Origin of the sequence: Streptomyces hilarionis, from assembly GCF_024539675.1 — a bacterium.
Lineage (GTDB): Bacteria > Actinomycetota > Actinomycetes > Streptomycetales > Streptomycetaceae > Streptomyces > Streptomyces hilarionis.
Genome location: NZ_JAHHIT010000036.1, coordinates 17,972 through 36,140, shown reverse-complemented (window position 1 = coordinate 36,140; position 18,169 = coordinate 17,972). Strand labels below are relative to the sequence as shown.

The following is an 18,169-nucleotide window of genomic DNA, read 5'->3' as shown; positions in this document are numbered from 1 at the left end:
CAGGCGCGGAGGTCGCCCGATCACGACCAGTCTCACCACCACGACCACGGGAGGCCCCGTGCCCCAGGACATCGACTTCGACCTCCCTCCGGTGGCCGCCGTCAGCCCCGACCTCGACGGCGCCCGCCGCCACAACCTCGACTGGGTGCGCCGCTTCGGCCTGGTCGGCGACGAGCGGTCCCAGGCCTGGTACACCTCCTGGGACATGCCCCGCCTGGCCGCGCTCGGCTTCCCCCACGCCCGGGGCGCGGCGCTGGACCTGTGCGCGGACGCGATGGGCTTCTTCTTCGTCTTCGACGACCAGTTCGACGGCCCTCTCGGCCGGGATCCCGCCGAGACCGCCCGGGTGTGCCAGCGGCTGATCGACGTCGCGCACGGCGCCCCGCCGCCGGCGGGCGCGGACCCGTGCACGGCGGCGTTCGCCGACATCAGGGCCCGCACCGCCGACGGCGCGCACCCCGCCTGGATCGCGCGTACCGCACACGAATGGGAGTACTACTTCGCCGCGCACGCCCACGAGGCGGCCGGCCGCCTCCGCGGCACCCCCGCCGACCTGGACTCCTACCTCCAGGTCCGGCGCGGCATCGCCGCCACCGACCTGCCCCTGTCGCTCGGCGAACGCGCAGCCGGGATCGCCGTCCCGGCGGCGGCGTTCCACAGCCCCCAGCTGCGCATCATGCGCCGGGCCGCCATCGACGTCACCCTGATGTGCAACGACGTGTACTCGCTGGAGAAGGAGGAGGCCCGCGGCGACGTCGACAACGTCGTCCTCGTCCTCGAAAGATCCCGGCGCCTCACCCGCTCCGCGGCCCTCGCCGCCGCCCGCACGGAAGTGGACGCGCTCGTCGCGCGGTTCGGGACCCTGGCGGCACAAGTGCCCGCCGTCTGCGCCCAGCTGGCCCTTCCCTCGGGGCAACGGGCCGCGGTCGAGGGCTATGTCCGGCTGATGACCGACTGGATGAGCGGCTACCACGCCTGGCAGACCGGGACACAGCGCTACCGCGCCGCTGCGCAGGTCGTGCCGGCGTCGGGGCCCGGATACCTCGACCGGGTGCTGCACAGCCGTCCGCTCGTCTGACCGCTCGTTCCCTGGCAGACCGCGGCGCCGAGGGTCCGCGGTTCCGGGACCGGATCGCGTCCTCGTCGGCCGACGGGCCGACGGGCCGGCGGCCTGCGGGCTGCGGGCTGCGGGCTGCGGGCTGCGGGCGTGGTCAGCGGGCGGGCCCGGCCGGGGCGCTGTCGCGGACGAAGACGGGCTTGAGGTGCTTCTCGGGCAGCGCCTCGGGGAGTTGCTCCCAGTCGAGGACGTGGGAGACGACGCGGGCGGGGTCGACGGCGCCTGAGGCGGCGAGGTCGAGTGCGTCGGGGATGTGGGCGCGGACGTTGTCGCGGGCGATGCGCAGGGTGACGCCGGTGAGGTACATGTCGAGCAGGGGCAGTTCGCCGGGGCGGAAGTGGTTGCCTGCGGACTCGCAGACGCCTTCGGGAGCCAGGGACCGCACGGCGAGGGCGAGTTGGTCGACGCGGCCGGTTGCCTCGACGGCGATGTCGAATCCGGGCCGGGTCGCCGAGCCGATCGCCTCGGCGGTACGGGCCCCGAAGCTTTCGGCGAGCTTGCGGTGCTCCGCGTCGGGGTCGACGTACAGAACGTCCGAGGCGCCCAGGGCGCGGGCGATGTCGCAGACGTAGAGGCCGATGCTGCCGCGGGCGACGACCAGGACCCGGGCGCCGGGACGGGCCTCGAGGTGGGGTGCGACCAGACGCCAGGACAGGGACCAGTTGTCGCTCGCCGAGGCCATCGCGACCGGGTCCAGACCGGCGGGCAGCGGGACGAGCATGGCGTCGGCGTACGGGACGCGGACGAGGTCGGAGAACAGTCCGCCCCAACTGCCGCCGATCGGGGCGCCGTACATCGCCATGTGCGGAACCGCGGAGCAGTGTGCGGTGAGCCCGCGGCGGCAGGGGGAACAGGCGCCGCAGCTGATCGACCAGGGCACGACGACCAGGTCGCCGGGGGTCACGGTGGTGACGCCGTCGCCCGCGTCGACCACGCGGGCCACGCACTCGTGCCCGAGGGCGAACGGCGGGTCGATGAAGCCGTGGCCCGCCAGGATCGCGGAGTCCACGTCGCAGGAGGTGGCGGCGACCGGCGCGACGATCGCCTCGCCGGCGGAGCGCACCGTGGGGTCCGGGGCCTCGCGCCACTCGACCGTGCGTCGGGCCACGTACGTCAGCTCACGCATCGGCCTGCTCCTGGCCCTGCTTCGCCAGGGCGACCAGGTCGGCGTACCGGACCACGGAGCCGCCGGCGCCCCACGTCCCGTCCGGTTGTTCGTGCACGAGCACCCAGACGCGCAGCGCTTCGGACGGCGCGAGGCCGGCCGCGGCCAGGACCGTGTGCGTCGCGTCCTCCACGAGTCCGGCCTTGCGGCGCTCGGACAGGGCCCCCTGCGGCACCGTCACCTCCACGAGGAAGCGGGGCTCGTCGTCCTCGGCGGTCACCTGGGCGCCTACGGGCACCTCGACGACGTAGCTCCACGCCTGGGCGCGGAAGAAGGCCGTGTCGGGCGCGCCCTCCCAGCGCAGCAGGACGGCCGCGAGATCGCGCTGCACCGTGGCGCGGCCCTCCTGCGTGAGCGCGCCGGTCGGCGCCGTCAACTGGATCATGGGCATGATCGACTCCTATGACACTCGTTATATTCGCCGGTCACGGTAGACTATGACGGCCGTTATAGCCAGAGGGGAAGTGCACAGGTGCCCAAGAGCAGCACGCCGTCGCGCGAGCGGATCGTGGCCGGCGCCGCCGACATGATCAGCCGGCGCGGTCTGAGCGCGACGAGCATCCGGGAGATGGCCAAGCACGCCGAGGCGCCGCTCGGCTCGACGTACCACTACTTCCCCGAGGGCAAGCAGCAACTGGCCACGGAGGCCGTCCGGTTCACGGGCGAGTGGGTGGCCCGCAGCCTGCGCAAGGAGTTGGAGGCGGGCCCCGCCGCAGGGCTGCGGGCGTTCCTCACCCTGTGGCGCGACATCGTCGTCGAGAGCGACTTCCACGCGGGCTGCCCCGTCCTGGCGGTGGCCATCGAGGAACCCCCCGCCGACGGGATCCCACCGGCCCTGGCGGCCGCGGCCGAGGTCTTCACCCAGTGGGAGGGCCTGCTCGCCGCCTCCCTCCGGGAGCACGGCGCCGACGACGAGCAGGCCGCGCAGCTCGCGACGCTCGTCGTCGCGGCCGTCGAGGGCACGGTGGCCATGTGCCGCGCCCAGCGCAGCACCCGGCCCCTCGATCACACGGCCGCACAGCTCGAGGCCCTCATCGCCGCCGCCGCCACCGAGAACTGACCCACCGGGTCCGGCGACACCGGAGTCCGGCGGCGCCGGGAACCGGGAGACGGACACACCTGTCCGAGGTCACGCGTCGAGTGCGGCGCGGATCGCCCCGGCCTTCTCCTCGGTGAACACACCGCTGTCGAGAAGCGGAAGAATCGACAGCACGCCGCCGTTGGAGCCCCAGCTGCCCTCGTCGACGACGCGGAAGGTGACCCACCAGGTCGGCGACGGGCGCGGCAGGTCGCAGGCGTCGGCGACCGCGGCGAGGACGCGCTCGATGACGGCGGTCCTGACCTCCTGCCGCCAGTCTCCGTCCATCACCGTCACGTCGATCACCATGACGTCGGCGTCCGCGCCGACGTCCGCGAGGAGCCGGCCGCCGATGGCCATCATGTCGGGCTCGCGCTCGACGAAATGCACCTGGAATCCGACCCGCGCGGCCGGGGCGAACCGCCCCACCTCGGGCACGAGGACGGCGTCCGTCAGGGTCTGGGCCAGCACGCGGCGCCGCTCCCGGCCCAGACGTCCCGTCGGGGTGTTCACGGTGATGATCGTCACGAGGATCCTCCTATGACAGTCGTTATAGAGCAGTCCCAGCGTACACGCGGCTATAACGACCGTCATAGAAGGGTCGCGGGCCAGGGGACCCCGGGTGCCGCGCCCGCCGGGCGCTGCCCGCGTGCGGGGACCGCCTACCAGGGCATGTCGCCGTGCCGGTCACGGAAGGTCCCGGTCGGTCCGTCCGCCCCGAGGGTGGCGAGGGCGACGATCGCGTCGGTCCCCTCGGTCACCGTCTGCGGGCCGCTGTGCCCGTTGAAGTCGGTCGCGGTGTAGCCCGGGTCGGCCGCGTTCACCTTCACGTCCGGCCAAGACTTCGCGTACTGCGTGGTCAGCATGGTCACGGCAGCCTTCGACGCGGTGTAGAGCGGCGCGGCGTGGCGGCTCTCGACGCGCTCGGGATCGTGCGTGGCCCCGAACGACCCCATGCCGCTCGAGACGTTGACGATGACCGGGTTCGCCGACGTGCGCAGCAGAGGCAGGAACGCGTGCGTGACGCGGACGATCCCCACGACGTTGACGTCGAACACCTCGTTGGCGTCAGCGGCCGTGATCTCGTCGGCGGGGTGGTGCGTCCCGAGGACGCCGGCGTTGTTGATCAGGACGTCGATGCCGCCCTCGCGGGCCCGCACGTCGGCGGCGGCCGCGGCCACGGACGCGTCGTCGGTGACGTCGATCCGGACGAAGCGGGCGCCGAGTGCGTCGGCGGCCGCCCGGCCGCGCTCCGGGTCGCGAGCGCCGACGACGACGGTGTGGCCTGCCTCGATCAGACGGCGGGCGGTCTCGTACCCGAGGGACTTGTTGGCTCCGGTGATGAATGTGGTGGTCATGCCCCTCACTCTCGGCCCGCGACGAGGGTGCGACCAGTGCCCTCCGCGACGGTAGGACGGCCAGTACCAGGCACGACGGCCGTCCGGCGGACACAATGGTCGGGTGGACGAGACCCTTGGCACGGCATTGCGCCGCTGGCGCGACCGGCTCTCCCCTCTCGACGTCGGTCGGCCCTCGCGGCCCGGACGGCGCGCGGTGGGGTTGCGACGCGAGGAACTGGCCGAACTCGCGGGGTTGTCGGTCGACTACGTGGTGCGTCTGGAGCAGGGGCGCGCCACGAGCCCCTCGGCGCAGGTCGTCGCGAGTCTGGCCAGGGCCCTCCAACTACAGCCCATGGAACGCGATCACGCGTACCGGCTGGCCGGCCTCCTTCCTCCCCAGGAGGGAATGGTCTCCACCCACGTGCCGGCAGGGGTCCAACGGATGCTGGCCCGACTCGGGGAGTTCCCCGTGGGTGTGTTCAGCGCCGACTGGACCCTGCTGTCCTGGACGCCCGCATGGGCCGCGCTGCTGGGCGACCCCGGCGCACGGACACACGCCGAGCGGAACCTGACGCGGGCGGTCTTCTCGGTGGGCCCCTCAGGGCTCGCCGCCTGGCCCGTCCTCCAGGACGGCGACGCCCTGGGACCGGCCCTCGTGGCCGACCTGCGCTCGGCACTCGTCACCTACCCGCGCGACCGTGGGCTGGCCGGTCTCGTCGAGGAACTGCGTTCCACCAGTGCGGAGTTCGGCCGGCTGTGGGACGAGGGTGCGGTCGGTCCGCACGTCTCGGCCCGCAAGACCGTCGTGCACCCCCAGGTGGGCGAGGTGACGTGCGACTGCGACGTGCTCACCGTTCCGGGCTGCGACGTCCGCCTCGTCGTCTACACCGTGGCGGCCGGATCCGTCGATGCGGAGAAGCTGGAGTTTTTGCGGGTCACGAACGGCGTCCGCGCCGACGACTCCTCGCCTCCGGGGCCCGGACTGTTCTCCACGCCGTGACGATCGGGCCGTGTCGTGGCCGACGCGGTGAATCGTCGTCGGCGGTGGACCGGCACGGTCGAGGCGCCCGCGAGGTCTCGCGCTTCGGCGAGTGCGGGCGCCTCGGATGAGGTGACGACCAGGAGGTCGCGGATCGTCCCGGATGCCTTCGCCGGCGCCGCACGAAGCGGGCGGGACCGGCGTCGCATCAGGGGGCGGGCTCAGGAACTGCCGTGCATGATGGCCCCGTTGGCCTCGACGAAGCCGACGTAGTACAGCAGCGCCGCGATGGTGGTGACGGCGTGCCCCATGACGTAGATGCTCTGGCCGGACGGGTTGGCGCGCGCGTTGCGGATGAACCTGCTGATGGCCCCCCACTGGTTCTCCACGTTGGCGGCGAGGATGGGCCCGCGATCCCCGCCGTCGTAGTTCAGCGGCCGGTTCCGGTTGGGGTTCTGGATGTTGCCCCGGACGACGTCGAAGACGACGCCGAAGCGCGCGGCCTCGGAGAAGATCTGGGTCGCCATCAGCACCGCGCGTCCCGTCGTCTCGTTGTACGCGGCCGCGCGGCCGAGGTCGCGCATCGCGGTGTAGATGTTTTCGGGGTTGGGCGCCAGTGATCCGCGGGTGTTGCCGCCCGGGATGTCGTTGTAGTTGCCGCTGGCGATCCGGCGATTGGCGGGGACCGTCACCCCCAGCGCCGTCTGGAACTCGTTGATCCGGTCCTGGAAGGCCCAGTGGGAGTTGGTCTGCGGGGCGTAGAAGCCGGCGACGTAGAGGTCGTTGGCCCACAGGTAGACCGACGCGAGATGGACGTTGCCGGTGTCGAGGACGCGCACCTGGATCAGGCGGCCCCGCTCGGTGGTGGTCTCGGTGACGCTGTTGACGCCGGTCGCCTCACCGTAGGTGTAGCGGTGGATCGCGTCGATCAGGTTCCAGTAGTTCTGGTGGTGGGTGTTCCCCCCGCTGGTGATGTTCGAGACGTGCCAGTCGATCACCTGGTAGTTGGTCGCGGACGCGGTGCCGCTCAGCGCCGTCACCAGGCCCATCGAGACGGCAAGGGTCAGCAGGGCGGAGCAAAGTCGTTTCAGCACGGTGTCCTCGTGTCTCCGGGTCAAGGGTGGTCAGTCCTGTCGAGGCATGAGGCTAGGAGCCCTCGGGCCGGCGGAGTTGTCCGGCTGCGCATCGTCATGTGTCCCAGAACGCACAGGTGCCTCGACCGAAGGCGCCCTCCCGCGCCGCCGCCCGGACTCCGGCCTGCGGGGCGTCGGAGCAGGCCCATGCCTCCCGGGTCAGTCGCCCGCCGTCAGGGCCGTGCGTGCCGTGGTGAGGATCTCCTCCGAGAGCGGGGAGTCCTTGACGGCGCGGGCCAGGACGAGGGCTCCGAGCATCGTGCACAGTCGCGTGACGCCGTCCTCACCGTCGGTGGCGAGGGCGTCGGCGAAGGCGCGCACGCCCTCCGCGTAGACCCGGTGCGCCTCACGATCGCCGTTCGCGCGCGCCATGTCCGAGGCGAGGCCGGCGACGGGACAGCCGCCCGCCGCGTTGTCGCGGTGCTCCACGGAGAGGTAGCTCTCGATCATCTCCCGCTGGGCGGCCTCGCGTTGCCCGGCGTGCCGTTCGATCCCGGCCGTGTGGAGCCGGGCGAGTTCGGCGAAGGCGTGTGCGGTGGCCTCGTCGACGAGCGCCTCCTTGGAGGCGAACTGCTTGTAGAAGCCGCCGTGCGTGAGGCCGGCGGCCTTCATCAGGTCCGCGACGCTGACCTGCGTGCCCTGCTCACGGAACAGCCGGGAGGCGGTCTCCACGACCCGCTGCCGGTTCTCCTGCGCCTGCGTCTGTGACACGCGACCCATCGGCCACCTCCCAGTTGGATGTCAGTCGCCATCTATTCTAGACTCCCGTATTAGATTACGGTCATCATTTATCAGGCCGTCCGACTCCCGGACGGCCGTCAGCGCAAGGAGCGGACATGGAACTCGACAACGCGGTCGCCGTGGTCACCGGGGCAAACCGGGGACTGGGACGCCGACTGGCCACCCAGCTCGTCGAGCGCGGCGCCAAGGTCTACGCGGCGGCGCGCCGTCCCGAGAGCGTGGACCTGGCCGGGGTCACCCCGCTTCTGCTGGACGTGACCGACGAGGAGTCGATCCGGGCCGCGGCGCGCGTCGCGTCCGACGCGACGCTCCTGGTCAACAACGCGGGGATCTCCACCGGCACGCCCCTGCTCGCCGGAGACCCCGACGCGGTGCGGCTGGAGATGGAGACCAACTTCTTCGGGCCGCTCGCCGTGACCCGGGCGTTCACCCCGGTCATCGAGGGCAACGGCGGCGGCGCGGTGCTCAACGTCCTGTCCGTGCTGTCCTGGCTGCACCCGGCCGGCCTCGGAGCCTACGCGGCGGCCAAGGCCGCCGCCTGGGCGCTGACCGACGCCGCCCGCGAGGAACTGGCGCCCCGCGGCATCACCGTCTCGGCACTGCACGTCGGCTACATGGACACGGACATGGCCAGGGTGATTCCCGCGGAGCAGAAGACCGACCCCGCCGACGTCGCCGCCCAGGCCCTGGACGGCATCGAGCGGGGCCTGCCCGAGATCCTCGCCGACGACCTCACCCGGTCCGTCAAGCAGGGCCTCGCCCTGGCGCCGAACGCGGCATGAGCGCGCATCCGACGAAGGACATGGAGACGACATGGCGACGACGATGAGGGCCTTCACCGTCGAGCGCTACGGCGACAAGGCGGGCCCGCGCGCCGCGCGGACGCCGCGCCCGCACGCCGGTCCGCACGACGTCCTGGTGCGGATCCACGCCGCGAGCGTCAACCCCCTGGACGTCAAGATCCTGGCCGGGGACTTCAAGGCGATCCTGCCGTACCGGGTGCCCTTCGTCCTGGGCAACGACCTGGCCGGGGTCGTGGTCGAGACGGGTTCCGCCGTGACGGGCTTCTCGGCGGGCGACGAGGTCTACGCACGGCCCGGCAAGGACCGGATCGGCACGTTCGCCGAGTTCATCGCCGTGCACCAGGACGACGTGGCCCCCAAACCGGCGACGCTCACCATGGAGGAGGCCGCCTCCCTCCCCCTGGTCGCCCTGACCGCCTGGCAGGCGCTGGTCCAGCGCGCCCACGTCCGGCCGGGGCAGAAGGTCCTCGTCCACGCGGGCTCGGGCGGCGTGGGCACCGTGGCCGTCCAGCTGGCGAGGCACCTGGGCGCGCACGTGGCCGCGACCACCGGCACCGCCAACGTCGACCTGGTCGCGAGCCTGGGCGCGGACACCGTCGTCGACTACAGGAAGCAGGTCTTCGAGACGCTGCTGCACGACTACGACGTCGTCCTCGACCCGGTCGGCGGCGAGACCCTCAAGAGGTCCCTCCAGGTGCTCAGGCCCGGCGGGAAGGTCATCAGCATCGCGGGCCCTCCCGACGCGGCCTTCGCCAGGGAACTGGGGGCCGGCCCGGTGCTCCGGACGGCCATGAGCGCCCTGAGCTTCCCCGTCCGGCGCAGTGCCCGGCGCCGTCGCGTGACCTACGAGTTCCTGTTCATGAAGGCGAGCGGGGACCAGCTGCGCGAGATCACCGCGCTCGTCGACGCCGGCCGGATCCGTCCCGTCGTCGACCGTGTCTTCCCCTTCGATGCGACCCCGGAGGCGATGGACCACGTCGCGCGGGGGCGCGCGAAGGCGGGGAAGGTCGTCGTCCGGATGACGTGACGGCGCCGCTCGTGGCTGCGCGCGGCCCCCGGGCACGACCCCGACGCCCGCCGGGCCACCGCGCGGCTCCTCCGCCCCCTCACACCCGCCGGAGCGCCACGGCGCTCTCCCCTCCCCCGGCGACGAACCGCGCCCCCTGCCGGTCCGCGCCCCAGGAAACGACCGGACCCCCAGGAGCTCACCATGAACGGACGACGACCGGTGGCACTCGTGACAGGCGCCTCCTCCGGCATCGGACAAGCGGCAGCCCTCGCGCTGGCCGAAGCCGGCTTCGACGTGGTCGGGACCAGCCGCGACGCCTCGAAGGTCACCCCGCGCGACGGCGTGACCTTCCTCGACCTCGACGTGACCAGCGACGCGTCGGTCACCGCGCTCGTCCGGCAGGTCGTCGAACGGTTCGGCCGGATCGACGTCCTGGTCAACAACGCGGGCATCGGCTCGACGGGCGCCGCCGAGGAAAGCTCCCTGCCGCAGGACCAGCACGTCTTCGACATCAACGTCTTCGGCGTCCTGCGCATGACGAAGGCCGTCCTGCCGCACATGCGGGCCCGGCGCAGCGGCCGCATCGTCAACCTGTCGTCGATCTACGGATTCATCCCGCAGCCCTACATGGCCGTCTACGTCGCGTCCAAGCACGCGATCGAGGGCTACTCCGAGTCCCTCGACCACGAAGTCCGCGAGCACGGCGTCCGCGTCCTCCTCGTCGAACCCGGCGGAACGAACACCGCGTTCGAGGGGAACATCGTGCAGCCCGACACACCGCTGCCTGCCTACGCACGACAACGGCGCGTCACCGACCGGGTGGTCGCGGAGGCCGTCAAGGGGGGCGACTCCCCCACCGTCGTCGCCCGGGCGATCGTCGCCGCCGCCACTGCCCGCAGGCCGAGACTGCGGTACACCGCCGGCCCGTTCGCGAAGCGTCTCAGCCTGCTGCGCCGCGTCGTGCCCGCGCGGATCTTCGACCGGCAGATCCGCACGTTCAACGAACTGGCGGGCGACAGACCGGCGGGCTGAGGCCGCGGGACCGGCGCCGGCGGGCCGGCCGACCGCCGGGACGAACAGGTGTCGACGAGCCTTCCGACAGACGCCCGCCTCCGAGGATTCAGTAGGCCGGCTTGCCGTGTGCGCGGAACCGTTCGCGGACCCGCTCGGTGAGAGCCGCGTCCGGGGTCGGGGTGTCCTTCAGCGGGAACGGGATGCCCAGAGCCTCGTACTTGGCCGCGCCGAGCTTGTGGAACGGCAGGACGTCCACGCGGTCGACCGTGTCCAGGCCGGCGACGAACTCGGCCAGTCCGTCCACGGCTCGCAGGTCGTCGGTCCATCCGGGCACCAGGACGTACCGGATCCACAGGGGCACGCCGAGCCGGTTCAGCCGGGTCGCGAAGGCGAGGGTGGGGGCGAGGTCACCGCCGGTCAGCCGGTGGTAGGCGCCGATGTCGAAGGACTTGATGTCCAGCAGCACCAGGTCGGTGTCCGCGAGGAGGTCGTCGCCGGCGCGGGCGCCGAGGAATCCCGAGGTGTCGAGCGCGGTGTGCAGTCCCGCTTCCTTGCAGCGGCGCAACAGGGCGCCGGTGAAGGCCGGCTGGAGCAGCGCCTCCCCTCCGGTGACGGTGACTCCTCCGCCGGCGATGGCGAGGAACGGCCGGTACTTCTCGATCTCGGTCATCACCTCGTCCACCGTCGCCGTGCGACCGTCGCGCAGGCGCCAGGTGTCGGGGTTGGCGCAGTACAGGCAGCGCAGCGGACAGCCGCTGACGAAGAGGACGAACCGGGTCCCGGGACCGTCCACGCCGGTGGACAGGTCCCAGGAGTGGATCCGGCCGGTGACCGGGCCGGGCGACGGGTCTGCCTGCACGGTGTGCGCCGTGCTCACAGCGAACCGTGGAAGGTGCGGCTGATCACGTCGAGCTGCTGCTCGCGGGTCAGGCGGACGAAGTTCACGGCGTAGCCGGAGACCCGGATCGTCAGTTCCGGGTACTTCTCCGGGTGTTCCATGGCGTCTTCCAGGGTGGCCCGGTCCAGGACGTTGACGTTCATGTGGAAGCCACCGGCCGCCATGTAGCCGTCGAGGATGCCCACCAGGTGCCCGGCTCGCTCCTGGGGCGCGTGACCGAGTCCCTCGGGGGTGATCGTCGTCGTCAGCGAGATCCCGTCCCGGGCCGCCTCGTAGGGCAGCTTCGCCACCGACAGCGCGGAGGCGACGACACCGTGCCGGTCGCGTCCGTTCATCGGGTTGGCGCCGGGCGCGAAGGGCTGTCCGGCGCGGCGGCCGTCGGGGGTGTTGCCGGTGTGCTTGCCGTAGACCACGTTCGAGGTGATGGTCAGCACGGACTGGGTGTGCTCGGCGTCCCGGTGGGCGGGGTGCCGGCGCACCTTCGCCATGAACGACTCGACCAGGTCGACGGCGAGGGCGTCGGCACGGTCGTCGTTGTTGCCGTAGGCCGGGAACTCCCCCTCGGTCGCGAAGTCCACGGCCAGCCCCGTCGCGTCCCGGAACACCTTCACCCTGGCGTGCTTGACGGCCGAGAGGCTGTCCACGGCGACCGACAGGCCGGCGATGCCGCAGGCCATGAAGCGGTGCACGGGGTGGTCGTGCAAAGCCATCTCGAGGCGCTCGTAGGCGTACTTGTCGTGCATGTAGTGGATGACGTTGAGCGCGTCGACGTAGGTCCCGGCCAGCCAGTCCAGGACGCGGTCGTACGCCGCGGACAGCTCCTCGTAGTCGAGGTACTCGGCCATGAGCGCCGGCATCTCGGGCGTGACCTGCTCGCCGGTCATCTCGTCCCGGCCGCCGTTGACGGCGTAGAGCAGGGCCTTGGCGAGGTTGACGCGGGCTCCGAAGAACTGCATCTGCCGGCCCACCGCCATGGCGGAGACGCAGCAGGCGATGGCGGTGTCGTCGCCGGTGCGCGGGCGCACCAGGTCGTCGGACTCGTACTGGACGGCGCTGGTGTCGATCGACACCTGGGCGCAGAACTCCTTGAATCCGGCGGGCAGCCGGGGCGACCACAGGACGGTCAGGTTCGGCTCGGGGGCCGGGCCGAGGTTGTACAGCGTCTGGAGGAAGCGGAAGGAGGTGCGGGTCACCAGCGTGCGGCCGTCGAGGCCGATGCCGCCGATGGACTCCGTCACCCAGGTCGGGTCGCCGGAGAACAGGGCGTCGTACTCGGGCGTGCGCAGGAACCGCACGATCCGCAGCTTGATCACAAAGTCGTCGATCAGCTCCTGGGCGCGCGTCTCGTCGATCAGGCCCTCGTCGAGATCGCGCTGGAGGTAGACGTCGAGGAAGGTGGAGGTGCGGCCCAGCGACATGGCGGCGCCGTTCTGCTCCTTCACCGCGGCCAGGTAGCCGAGGTAGAGCCACTGCACGGCCTCGTGGGCGGTGGCGGCGGGACGGGAGACGTCGCAGCCGTAGGCGGCGGCCATCTCCGTCAGCTCCCCCAACGCCTTGATCTGCTCGGCGAGTTCCTCCCGGTCGCGGATGACGTCCGCGGTGGACGGCTCGGCGTCCAGGAGGGCGCGTTCGGCGCGCTTGGCCTCCAGGAGTCGGTCGGTGCCGTAGAGGGCGACCCGGCGGTAGTCGCCGATGATGCGGCCACGGCCGTAGGCGTCGGGCAGGCCGGTGATGATGCCGACCTTGCGGGCGGTGCGCATCGCGGGGGTGTAGGCGTCGAAGACCCCGTCGTTGTGGGTCTTGCGGTAGGTGCCGAAGACCTTGGTGACCCAGGGGTCGGGCTCGTAGCCGTACGCCTTCAGGCTGTTCTCCACCATGCGGATGCCGCCGTTGGGCATGATCGCCCGCTTCAGCGGGGCGTCGGTCTGAAGGCCGACGATCAGCTCGCGGTCCCGGTCGATGTAGCCGGGCGCGTGCGAGGTGATCGTGGAGGGGGTGGCGGCGTCCACGTCGAGGACGCCCCGGCTGCGCTCCTCCGGGAACAGTGCGCTGACCTTCGCCCACACCGCGCGGGTGCGGTCGGTCGGCCCGGCCAGGAAGGAGCCGTCGCCCTCGTAGGGGGTGTAGGCGGCCTGGACGAAGTCCCGCACGTCGACGTGCTCGCACCACTCGCCTGCGGCGAACCCCCGCCAGGCGTCCGCGGTCCGGGGGCCGTCTGTCACCGTCGCCGTCATCACAGGTCCTCTCGTCGGGACGTCTCCGTTCACTGCCGATCGTCGTCCCCCGCGTGGGAGGCGAGGAGTGCCGGTCAGGGCAGCGCGGCGGCCCCGGTGGCCCCGGCCGGACGGGACGTTCGGCCCTGCCGCCCCACGGGGCGGCTTCACGGCCCGCGGCCGCCCGCCGCCTGTCGCCTGTCGCGTGTCGTCTGTCGCCTGTGCCGGGAACGGGCGGCGGCGCGGTGTGGAACCGACCGGACGGCCGCACAGCCGGCAGACGTCGACGGCCGTCGACGTCTGCGCACGCCGCCGCGGAGCGTGTGCGGGGCCAGGGCACGGGTCCGTCCCTCGGCCGCGTCGGCGGCCTCGCCACGTGCGGATCGCCCCCACCGGTGCGGACGCAGGGCCGGTCGGCCTCCCGAGGAGGACCCCCGGCACCTCGCGGGTGGCGCGGGCGCCGCCCACGCTGGAAGGACGAATCCCCGCAGCTGAGGAGCGCGCGTCATGGGCCGGTACGTGTACGACTTCTCCGAGGGCCGCCGGGACATGGCCGCCCTGCTCGGCGGCAAGGGAGCCAACCTCGCCGAGATGACCCGGCTGGGCCTGCCCGTGCCCCCGGGCTTCACCCTCACCACCGAGGCGTGCCGCGCCTATCTGGACACCGGCAGTGAACCGGCGGGCCTGTGGTCGGCGGTCTCCGCGCACCTGTCGGCCGTCGAGAGCGCCGCGGGCCGGCTGCTCGGGCAGGCCGACGACCCGCTCCTGCTGTCCGTGCGCTCCGGCGCCCGGTTCTCCATGCCCGGCATGATGGAGACGATCCTCGACATCGGGCTCAACGACGACTCCGTCCTCGGTCTGGCCAAGGCTTCGGGCAACGAGCGCTTCGCCTGGGACTCCTACCGCCGCCTCGTGCAGATGTTCGGCAGCACGGTGATGGGCGTCGACGCCGGGTGCTTCGAGGGCGCCCTCGCCGAGCTGAAGGAGGCGCGCGGCGTTCCGGACGACGTGCGGCTGACCGCTGACGACCTGGCCGAACTGGTCGAGACGTTCAAGGAGCTCGTCCACCGCGAGAGCGGCGAGTACTTCCCGCAGTCGCCCGCCGAGCAGCTGCGCCGGTCGGTGCTGGCGGTGTTCCAGTCCTGGAACGGTGAACGCGCCCGTCTGTACCGGCGGCGTGAGCACATCGCCGACGACCTGGGCACGGCCGTCACCGTGCAGCGCATGGTGTTCGGCAACCTCGGCCCCGACTCCGGCAGCGGTGTCGCCTTCACCCGCGACCCGGCCACCGGCCGGCCCGGCCTGTACGGCGACTACCTGCCCGACGCACAGGGCGAGGACGTCGTCGCCGGCATCCGCAACACGGTGCCGCTGACCGAACTGGAGCGCCTGGACCCCGAGTCCCACGCGCGGCTGAGCGCGCACCTGCGGACCCTGGAACGGCACTACCGCGACCTGTGCGACATCGAGTTCACCATCGAGCGCGGAACCCTGTGGATGCTCCAGACGCGCGTGGGCAAGCGCACCGCCGAGGCCGCCTTCGCCATCGCCGCCCAACTCGCGGACGAAGGGCTCATCGCCCCGGACGAGGCCCTCGCCCGGGTGTCCGGCGAGCAGCTGGCCCGGTTGATGTTCCCCCGGTTCGACACCTCGCACGCCGGTGAGCCGCTCGTCCGGGGTCTGCCCGCCTCGCCCGGCGCCGCGGCCGGCGCGGCGGTGTTCGACTCCGCGGAGGCGGTGCGACGCGCGAAGGCCGGCGAGAAGGTGGTCCTGGTCCGCCAGGAGACCACCCCCGACGACCTGCCCGGCATGATCGCCGCCCAGGCCGTCCTCACCAGCCGCGGCGGCAAGACCAGCCACGCGGCCGTGGTCGCCCGGGGGATGGGCAAGGTCTGCGTGTGCGGCGCCGAGGGGCTGGCCGTCGACATCGGGGAACGCCGCTTCACCGCCGCGGACGGCACCGTCGTCCAGGAGGGGAGGATCGTCTCCGTGGACGGCTCCACCGGAGCCGTGTACAGCGGGACGGTGCCGCTCACCGACTCGGCGGTCATCCGCTTCCTCGAGGACGGCTCCGCCGACGGGGCCGCGACCGGCGCGGTCGCCGCGGTCGCCCGCCTCCTGGCCCGGGCCGACGCCGCGCGACGGCTGGAGGTGCGGGCCAATGCCGACACGCCCGAGGACGCCGCCCGGGCCCGACGGTTCGGCGCGCAGGGCGTCGGACTGTGCCGTACCGAGCACATGTTCCTCGGCGAGCGCCGCACCCTGGTCGAGGCGATGATCCTGGCTCGCGACGAGACCGAACGGGAGGCCGCGCTGAGCGCGCTGCTTCCGCTCCAGCGCGAGGACTTCACCGGCATCCTGGAGGCGATGGACGGCCTGCCGGTCACCATCCGGCTCATCGACCCGCCCCTGCACGAGTTCCTCCCCGACCGCACCGACCTCGCCGTGCGCGTCGCCGCCGCCCGGGCACAGGGCGCCGAGCCCGCCGCGCACGACGCCGAGCTGCTCGACGCCGTCAACCGCATGCACGAGGAGAACCCGATGCTGGGGCTGCGCGGCGTCCGGCTCGGCCTGGTCGTGCCCGGGCTGGTCGCCATGCAGGTCCGGGCCGTCGCCGAAGCCGTCGTCCGGCGCACGCGGGCCGGGGGCTCGCCGCGGGCGGAGATCATGGTGCCGCTGGTCGGCGCCGTCGAGGAACTGCGCATCGAACGCGCGGAGGTGGAGCGGGTGCTCGCCGAGGTCTCCCAGGAGTCCGGCGTCCCGGTGCACTGCCCCGTCGGCACCATGATCGAGCTGCCCAGGGCGGCGCTGACGGCGGGCCGGATCGCCGAGGAGGCCGAGTTCTTCTCCTTCGGCACCAACGACCTCACCCAGACCACCTGGGGCTTCTCCCGCGACGACGTCGAGGCCGCGTTCTTCTCCGCCTATCTCGACAAGGGAATCTTCAGCGCCTCGCCGTTCGAGACCCTCGACCGCGACGGAGTGGGACGCCTGGTGCGGATCGCGGTCGACGAGGGCCGGGCCGCGCGCCCCGACCTGAAGATCGGCGTCTGCGGCGAGCACGGCGGCGACCCCGCGTCCGTGCACTTCTTCCACGCGGCGGGACTGGACTACGTCTCCTGCTCGCCGTTCCGCGTGCCGGTCGCCCGCCTGGAGGCGGGACGGGCCGCGCTGGAGGCGACCGACGAAGGCGGCGGAAGCGACAGCAGGTGACGGGCGAGGGCCGCCGCCGCGGCCCTGTGACTCCGTCACACGGCCCGGGCCGCCCGGCCCTTAGGCCACTGCGGAGCGGACAGCAGGACGGCAGGTCAGCCGGACGGCACTGCCGACGGGACGAGCACAGGGAGTGGAACCCATGACTGCCGAGGACATCGGCGCACGCGCCGACGCCGTGCGGGTGCGTGCCGACGGTGACGTGGACGAGGAGTCGCTCGCGTACCTGCGGGAGAAGGTCGGCGCCGCTCTGGCCCGGCCGGGATTCCCGCCCGTCAGCGGTGAGGTGCGGGTCGTCAGAGCGGCGGCGCACCATGTCGGGCTGCCCTGGTCGGCCGGCGCCGAGATCCGCGTCGGCGGCGACCTCGTCGTCGTCCACGCCCGCGAGGCGAGCGCCCGGGAACTCGCCGACCGTCTCCACGACCGCCTGCGCGGGCGCGCGGAGCACATCGCGCACCGCGCGCGGGAGACCCGCAGGACGGCCGTACCGCCTTGGTGGCGCGGGGGCCCGAAGTGAGCAGGCGGCGCGTCGGCCCCGTGGCGAGCGGACCCGTCCCGGGTCCGCTGCCCGCCGTCGCCTCGCCGCAGGAGTCGAGGAGTGACCCGCCATGACATCCCACACCGTCGGTCAGGTGATGACCAGCGACGTCGTGCAGGCCCGGCGTACGACGCCCTTCAAGGACCTCGTCCGGCTGCTCGACCACCACCACATCAACGGTCTGCCCGTGGTCGACGACGACGACAAGGTGATCGGTGTCCTGTCCGGCACCGACCTGGTGCGCGCACAGGCAGGCCGGTCGGGAAAGGATCCGACCGGCCCCGTCACCGCGCACGACCTGATGACGACCCCGGCGGTCACCGTGCATCCGGAGCAGACCGTCCCCGAAGCGGCCCGGCTGATGGAACGCCGCGGCGTCGAGCGGCTCCCCGTCATCGACGAGGAGGACCGGCTCATCGGCATCGCGACCCGCCGGGACCTGCTGCGGGTGTTCCTGCGGACGGACGAGGACATCGCGCGCCAGGTGGCCGAGGAGGTCCTCGCCGGCCGGCTGGGGCTGGACCCGGCCAGCGTCCGCGTCTCCGTCCGCGACGGCGTGGTCTCCCTCGGCGGCCGTGTGCGGCTGCGCAGCCAGGTCCCCGAGGCCGTCCACGCGGTCTGGCGGCTGGAAGGCGTCGTCGGGGTGATGAACGCCCTCGCGTTCGACGTCGACGACTGCGCACCGCCGGCGCCCGGCGACACCGGCGTCTGGGGCGCCCGGGAGCGGTGAGCGGACCGCCGCGCCGAGGGGCTGAGGGGCCGATGGGCCCCGCGCCCCGGGCCGGACGGTCCCGGAACAGGCCCTGTCGGCGCCTGCGACCGCCCCCGGCCGCCGGTGAGAGTGGACGCGGGAAGCGGTCCGGCGACGGAGCCGCGCCCGCCCCGTGCCGCCGTGCCGCACGGCGGTCCCCGACCGAGGAGGCAGACC

At 72.8% G+C, this 18,169-nt stretch carries 17 protein-coding genes; 9 read left to right on the top strand and 8 right to left on the bottom strand.

The annotated features are described in order from the left end of the window. Positions 1 to 58 precede the first annotated feature (58 nt). On the top strand, positions 59 to 1,078 hold the full coding sequence (locus KMS84_RS05930; protein WP_256914986.1) for a terpene synthase family protein: 1,020 nt from the start codon (positions 59 to 61) through the stop codon (positions 1,076 to 1,078). A 133-nt stretch (positions 1,079 to 1,211) separates the two neighbouring features. Here KMS84_RS05930 and KMS84_RS05925 read toward each other — a convergent pair whose 3' ends face one another. Further along, complete coding sequence (locus KMS84_RS05925; RefSeq protein WP_256914985.1) at positions 1,212 to 2,243, bottom strand: zinc-dependent alcohol dehydrogenase; 1,032 nt, start codon at positions 2,241 to 2,243, stop codon at positions 1,212 to 1,214. After that, a complete protein-coding gene (locus KMS84_RS05920) occupies positions 2,236 to 2,673 on the bottom strand; it encodes a tautomerase family protein (protein ID WP_256914984.1) in 438 nt (145 codons plus the stop codon). Before KMS84_RS05920 ends, KMS84_RS05925 begins: the two co-directional genes overlap by 8 nt. 81 nt (positions 2,674 to 2,754) lie before the next feature. Here KMS84_RS05920 and KMS84_RS05915 point away from each other — a divergent pair, with 81 nt between their 5' ends. After that, positions 2,755 to 3,342, top strand: a complete 588-nt coding sequence (locus KMS84_RS05915; RefSeq protein WP_256914983.1) for a TetR/AcrR family transcriptional regulator — start codon at positions 2,755 to 2,757, stop codon at positions 3,340 to 3,342. A gap of 69 nt (positions 3,343 to 3,411) precedes the next feature. Here KMS84_RS05915 and KMS84_RS05910 read toward each other — a convergent pair whose 3' ends face one another. Both KMS84_RS05910 and KMS84_RS05905 read right to left on the bottom strand, forming a co-directional pair. Beyond that, positions 3,412 to 3,888: a tautomerase enzyme gene (locus KMS84_RS05910; protein WP_256914982.1), complete on the bottom strand. Its 477-nt coding sequence runs from the start codon at positions 3,886 to 3,888 to the stop codon at positions 3,412 to 3,414. Between the two features lie 134 nt (positions 3,889 to 4,022). Continuing rightward, positions 4,023 to 4,718, bottom strand: coding sequence for an SDR family NAD(P)-dependent oxidoreductase (locus KMS84_RS05905; protein ID WP_256914981.1), 696 nt, complete (start codon positions 4,716 to 4,718; stop codon positions 4,023 to 4,025). Between the two features lie 103 nt (positions 4,719 to 4,821). Here KMS84_RS05905 and KMS84_RS05900 point away from each other — a divergent pair, with 103 nt between their 5' ends. Then, complete coding sequence (locus tag KMS84_RS05900) at positions 4,822 to 5,700, top strand: helix-turn-helix transcriptional regulator (protein ID WP_256914980.1); 879 nt, start codon at positions 4,822 to 4,824, stop codon at positions 5,698 to 5,700. A gap of 200 nt (positions 5,701 to 5,900) precedes the next feature. Here KMS84_RS05900 and KMS84_RS05895 read toward each other — a convergent pair whose 3' ends face one another. Both KMS84_RS05895 and KMS84_RS05890 read right to left on the bottom strand, forming a co-directional pair. Then, positions 5,901 to 6,773: a ribosome-inactivating family protein gene (locus KMS84_RS05895; protein ID WP_256914979.1), complete on the bottom strand. Its 873-nt coding sequence runs from the start codon at positions 6,771 to 6,773 to the stop codon at positions 5,901 to 5,903. A gap of 198 nt (positions 6,774 to 6,971) precedes the next feature. Continuing rightward, positions 6,972 to 7,532, bottom strand: a complete 561-nt coding sequence (locus tag KMS84_RS05890) for a TetR/AcrR family transcriptional regulator (protein ID WP_256914978.1) — start codon at positions 7,530 to 7,532, stop codon at positions 6,972 to 6,974. Positions 7,533 to 7,648: 116 nt separating this feature from the next. Here KMS84_RS05890 and KMS84_RS05885 point away from each other — a divergent pair, with 116 nt between their 5' ends. From KMS84_RS05885 to KMS84_RS05875, 3 genes are all read left to right on the top strand, one after another. Next, a complete protein-coding gene (locus KMS84_RS05885) occupies positions 7,649 to 8,335 on the top strand; it encodes an SDR family oxidoreductase (protein ID WP_256914977.1) in 687 nt (228 codons plus the stop codon). A gap of 43 nt (positions 8,336 to 8,378) precedes the next feature. After that, a complete protein-coding gene (locus KMS84_RS05880) occupies positions 8,379 to 9,383 on the top strand; it encodes an NADP-dependent oxidoreductase (RefSeq protein WP_256915024.1) in 1,005 nt (334 codons plus the stop codon). A 183-nt stretch (positions 9,384 to 9,566) separates the two neighbouring features. After that, on the top strand, positions 9,567 to 10,397 hold the full coding sequence (locus KMS84_RS05875; protein WP_256914976.1) for an oxidoreductase: 831 nt from the start codon (positions 9,567 to 9,569) through the stop codon (positions 10,395 to 10,397). 88 nt (positions 10,398 to 10,485) lie between these two features. Here the strand turns inward: KMS84_RS05875 and pflA are convergent, their stop codons facing one another. Next, positions 10,486 to 11,256, bottom strand: a complete 771-nt coding sequence (gene pflA / locus KMS84_RS05870) for a pyruvate formate-lyase-activating protein (protein ID WP_256914975.1) — start codon at positions 11,254 to 11,256, stop codon at positions 10,486 to 10,488. Next, positions 11,253 to 13,511: a formate C-acetyltransferase gene (gene pflB / locus KMS84_RS05865; RefSeq protein ID WP_256914974.1), complete on the bottom strand. Its 2,259-nt coding sequence runs from the start codon at positions 13,509 to 13,511 to the stop codon at positions 11,253 to 11,255. The genes pflA and pflB overlap by 4 nt, the downstream gene beginning before the upstream one ends. Positions 13,512 to 13,997: 486 nt before the next feature. Between pflB and ppdK the strand changes: the two genes are divergently transcribed. From ppdK to KMS84_RS05850, 3 genes are all read left to right on the top strand, one after another. Then, positions 13,998 to 16,703 carry a pyruvate, phosphate dikinase gene (gene ppdK / locus KMS84_RS05860; RefSeq protein ID WP_256914973.1) on the top strand — a complete coding sequence of 902 codons (2,706 nt, stop codon included), beginning with the start codon at positions 13,998 to 14,000 and terminating at the stop codon, positions 16,701 to 16,703. A 142-nt stretch (positions 16,704 to 16,845) separates the two neighbouring features. Then, the gene (locus KMS84_RS05855) at positions 16,846 to 17,220 is read left to right on the top strand and encodes a hypothetical protein (protein ID WP_256914972.1); all 375 of its coding nucleotides are present in this window, start codon (positions 16,846 to 16,848) and stop codon (positions 17,218 to 17,220) included. 91 nt (positions 17,221 to 17,311) lie between these two features. Continuing rightward, a complete protein-coding gene (locus KMS84_RS05850; protein ID WP_256914971.1) occupies positions 17,312 to 17,971 on the top strand; it encodes a CBS domain-containing protein in 660 nt (219 codons plus the stop codon). Positions 17,972 to 18,169: the final 198 nt, after the last annotated feature.

What these genes read in the sequence shown, in the direction of transcription:
- KMS84_RS05925 (WP_256914985.1), bottom strand. Translation starts at nt 2,243, where the DNA reads ATGCGTGAGCTGACGTACGTGGCCCGACGCACGGTCGAGTGGCGCGAG.
- KMS84_RS05920 (WP_256914984.1), bottom strand. Translation starts at nt 2,673, where the DNA reads ATGCCCATGATCCAGTTGACGGCGCCGACCGGCGCGCTCACGCAGGAG.
- KMS84_RS05905 (WP_256914981.1), bottom strand. Translation starts at nt 4,718, where the DNA reads ATGACCACCACATTCATCACCGGAGCCAACAAGTCCCTCGGGTACGAG.
- KMS84_RS05890 (WP_256914978.1), bottom strand. Translation starts at nt 7,532, where the DNA reads ATGGGTCGCGTGTCACAGACGCAGGCGCAGGAGAACCGGCAGCGGGTC.
- KMS84_RS05885 (WP_256914977.1), top strand. Translation starts at nt 7,649, where the DNA reads ATGGAACTCGACAACGCGGTCGCCGTGGTCACCGGGGCAAACCGGGGA.
- KMS84_RS05880 (WP_256915024.1), top strand. Translation starts at nt 8,379, where the DNA reads ATGAGGGCCTTCACCGTCGAGCGCTACGGCGACAAGGCGGGCCCGCGC.
- KMS84_RS05875 (WP_256914976.1), top strand. Translation starts at nt 9,567, where the DNA reads ATGAACGGACGACGACCGGTGGCACTCGTGACAGGCGCCTCCTCCGGC.
- pflB (WP_256914974.1), bottom strand. Translation starts at nt 13,511, where the DNA reads ATGACGGCGACGGTGACAGACGGCCCCCGGACCGCGGACGCCTGGCGG.
- ppdK (WP_256914973.1), top strand. Translation starts at nt 13,998, where the DNA reads ATGGGCCGGTACGTGTACGACTTCTCCGAGGGCCGCCGGGACATGGCC.
- KMS84_RS05855 (WP_256914972.1), top strand. Translation starts at nt 16,846, where the DNA reads ATGACTGCCGAGGACATCGGCGCACGCGCCGACGCCGTGCGGGTGCGT.
- KMS84_RS05850 (WP_256914971.1), top strand. Translation starts at nt 17,312, where the DNA reads ATGACATCCCACACCGTCGGTCAGGTGATGACCAGCGACGTCGTGCAG.